This is a genomic window from Shewanella sp. 38A_GOM-205m (assembly GCF_000518445.1).
Taxonomy (GTDB): domain Bacteria; phylum Pseudomonadota; class Gammaproteobacteria; order Enterobacterales; family Shewanellaceae; genus Shewanella; species Shewanella algae.
In genome coordinates this window covers 1-3,986 of record NZ_JADP01000055.1, presented here as the reverse complement: position 1 = coordinate 3,986, position 3,986 = coordinate 1, and the positions used below count along the sequence as shown (strand labels likewise).

Sequence of the window (3,986 nt, the reverse complement as noted above, 5' to 3'; positions counted from 1 at the left end):
TCACCCTCGGTGACGCTGCTTTGATCGGCGACGATGCCGACCACAGGCGCATCCTGGGCGTCGAGAATGGTGGTGTCGGCGCTGTTGTTGATGCCTATCTCCAGTTGTTCAAGGCTATTATCGACGTCAGTAACACCACTAATGACGACGCTTAGATTTTCGCTATTTTCATAGACACCATCGTTAATGGTATTAACCGTAAAGCTTTGCTGGCTATCACCGGTAATGGTCACGCTTGGAGGTAAATTATCAACATCTGCCGCAGATGCTGTACCACTCCAATCAAGTGCAAAGGTAACCGAAGCACCACTAGGAAGGGTTACCGGGTTACCGTTGGCATCGACCAAAGTCACTGTATAAGTGATTTCACCACCTTCAGCGACACTGGTTTTGTCTACGCTGATCTGGGCAAAAACTGTGTCGGTAGTGTCATTTACCAGTGTGGAAGCTGTGTCACTGGTATCCAGGTTTTCAAAATTACCACCTTGTGCACTATTTATACCTACGGTCAGAGTTTCCGCATCAACAAATACATCATCGCTGGGAGCGTCAACGGTTACAGTGCCGGAGGTTTGACCGGCTGCAATGGTGATGCTGGCGCCGTTGGACAGGGTCAGTACCAAGTCAGTTTCGGGGGCATTATTGACCGTGGCGGTATAGGTGATCTGGCCGCCTTCATTCACTTCTGCCGGGGCGGTCAGGGTGACCGTGGTGGTATCTATGGTGTCATTGACCTGAGTATCGACACTATTGCCAAGGTTCAGGTCTTCATAGTTGCCGCCCTGGGCGTCGGTGACATTGACCGTGAGGGTTTCACCGTCCTGATAGACATCATCAGTCGGTGCATCAACGGTTACAGTGCCGGAGGTTTGACCGGCCGCAATGGTGATGCTGGCGCCGTTGGACAGAGTCAGTACCAAGTCAGTTTCGGGGGCATTGTTGACCGTGGCGGTGTAGGTGATCTGGCCGCCTTCATTCACTTCAGCCGGGGCGGTCAGGGTGACCGTGGTGGTATCTATGGTGTCATTGACCTGAGTATCGACACTATTGCCGAGGTCCAGGTTTTCATAGTTGCCGCCCTGGGCACCGGTGACATTGACCGTGAGGGTTTCACCGTCCTGATAGACATCATCAGTCGGTGCATCAACGGTCACGGTGCCGGACGTCTGACCGGCCGCAATGGTGATGCTGGCACCGTTGGACAGAGTCAGTACCAAGTCGGTTTCGGGGGCATTGTTGACCGTGGCGGTGTAGGTGATCTGGCCGCCTTCATTGACCTGCGCCGGGGCAGTCAGGGTGACCGTGGTGGTATCTATGGTGTCATTGACCTGAGTATCGACACTATTGCCGAGGTCCAGGTTTTCGTAGTTGCCGCCCTGGGACTCAGTGACACCGACATTCAGTACTTCACTGTCCAAGTAGACATCATCGCTGGGGGCGTCGACGGTAACGCTGCCTGAAGTTTGGCCAACAGGGATCACTATAGTCGCGCCGTTGGACAAGGTCAGAACCAAATCACTTTCCAGAGGAGCATTGTCTACAACAGCAGTGTAGGTAATGCTGCCACCCTCGTTGACTTGGGTTGGCGCCAACAAGGTTACAGTGCTGGGAGCAACTTGAGTCAACTCGAAGGTGTTTTGTGACAAGCCATCTTGCAGTGTAATGGCATCAGCTTCGACGCCCGCTGAATCGTAGCCACTGGCAGCCAGAGTTTCTGCCCCACTTCTTGCCAAGGAAACAAAGCCGGACGTCCCCTCATTCCCTTGAGCTCCACCGGCAGCAGTATCAGGCAATGAAGCGGTTGGATCTTCTCCCGCAGCGATAAGGGCCTGTAGCTGAGCAATTTCAGAATCTGTTGCAGAATCGGCATTTTGCAACGCTTCCTGAGTGACTTCAGCTTCACTTCCAAGACTGCTTCCGTCACTGAGCAGGAGCTCTATTTGTGCATCATTATCGACAAAAACTTCGCTTCCCTGCGCGACGAAGTCGCCCTGTTGTAGTGGCACTTGCTGGCCATTTGACATGACATAAGCCTTGCCATTCAAAGTCTTAACTTGACCATCTTGTGTAGTGATAAGTGCTTTCATGTCCCGCCCCCGGCGCTTGCAATATCCGTATCAATAAAGTTGCAGCCCAATGGTTTGGGTTGCAAGTTGGCAAATAGTGTAAATCTCTTGGGTGCGATTTTAGATTAATTAGTTTCAAAGGTCAATTTTTTGACGCTGCTTATCATTTTGTTAATGCACTGATTTAAAAGGAGTATTTTTTGTTGTTGATTAATAAAAAAACAGGAGCCTGCGGCTCCTGTTGATTCTATTGAAAAAAATTATTGCTTAAGGTTAGGGAATTAATTGTTCCTCGGATGAATAAGTATAGTTAGGCTCTGGAAGAGAAGCCTGAACAACAGGTTGAGTGACCAACAATGCACCGTCGGAGATAAGGGATTGAATAATCACACCTTCATCTGTAGTTCCATACTCTGCGGACAGATCCACACCATTGAGAACTATGGTGACACTGTCCCCTCCGGCACCTGTTGTGTCGACGCTTATTATGGTGTTGCCACCCACGAAGCTGAAGTCCAGGTAATCATCCAAAACCCCGTTTTCTTCATTGACCAAGATGTCTGATAAATCCAGTGCATCTGTGTTAGGGTCGAAGTTATAGACTTCATCAGTGCTGCCATCTGCAGACCCTGCATCCCAGGTAAATATATCTCTGTCATTGTCTATGCCGGCATCCAAGCGATCACTGCCGGGGCCGCCAACCAGATAGTCGGCACCTGTACCGCCAAAGATGTAGTCATTGCCGGCGCCACCCAGTAGTTGGTCATCACCTTCCAGACCATAGATGGTGTCATTTCCTTCGCGACCGACAATTTCATCGCTTTGGTTTGCCCCGGTGAGCGAGTCACTTTGAGTGCTACCAAAGATGAGATTATCTATGTCGTCGGTTCCTGTTACCGTAATGGCATCATCAGGTAGCAGCTCGTGAGTAAATACAGCTTGTACATACCTGGCCTGATAACTGCCTCCATCATTGTCGAAGTAAGTAATGGTCCATAGATCGCCTGCTTGGGCCGGATTCAAAGTCAGGTAGTCGGCGAGAGTTACTGAGTTATCCGATTCTTGCACTATCTGATCGTAGCCAATACTGGCCTTCATCAAGCCTGAATCCGCATCATAGAACCAAGTCTGTTCTACGCTATCGACGGGATCTGCCAGCAGCACTATGAAGGTTATGCCGTTAATGGTAAGCCTGACTGAGACCTCCGTTTCCCGCTTGCTGCCCGCGGTAGTGTCAATGTCTCTCTCATCTCCGGGAATTGGAATGGCAAAGGGCGATTTCTGGTAATCGGTAAACAGATCCAGGCTACCATTGGTTGGATCTAGATTAATGGCATCGGCGAATCCGCCACTGATACTGAGAACAGCATCTTGATCATTCCCTGAGGTCAAAGGCGATGAACCATCACCTATGGTGACACTTTCCCCTCCCAAGCTGTTACCAGGCACAGCATGGATGATGAAGTCGCCATCAACCTGATCTGTACCTGAGTTGACTGTGAAGGTCAGAGAAATATCCAGTTGTTCCTCTATGTCACCGTTATCCCCCGGCATATAGACCAGACTGCCCAACTCTGTGGCAGATAAGGCCTCAGGATTGTTAAAGTCATACTGCACCAGCATCTGGATGTCTTCATCCCAATACCAAATGGAGCCTATCTCGGCGGTTTCCCCCGGATCGATAAACTCAAGGCTCAGGTTTGTGATGCTAATGTCATCAGTGGCATCTACATCGCTCGGTACATCAATGTTTAGCGGATAGCCGGCAAGATAAGGATCCGAGAGTTGTAACAGGGAGGCCGGAACCCAGATCTCTTTGGCAAATTCGCCTTCAACCGGGTCGTTGGTACCATTGATGGTGATAGTCACGGTTTCAGTGTCGGTGCCGCCGTTGCCGTCATCGACCGTGACATCAAAGCT

2 protein-coding genes are annotated in these 3,986 nt (G+C 50.4%); both read right to left on the bottom strand.

Annotated features, from left to right (window positions below; genetic code table 11):
• Positions 1–2,087 (bottom strand): retention module-containing protein (locus N512_RS23425; protein ID WP_037475628.1); only part of this gene is annotated, 2,087 nt, incomplete at its 3' end.
• Positions 2,088–2,339: 252 nt separating this feature from the next.
• A partial coding sequence (locus N512_RS23420) for a calcium-binding protein (protein WP_156029289.1) occupies positions 2,340–3,986 on the bottom strand: 1,647 nt, incomplete at its 5' end.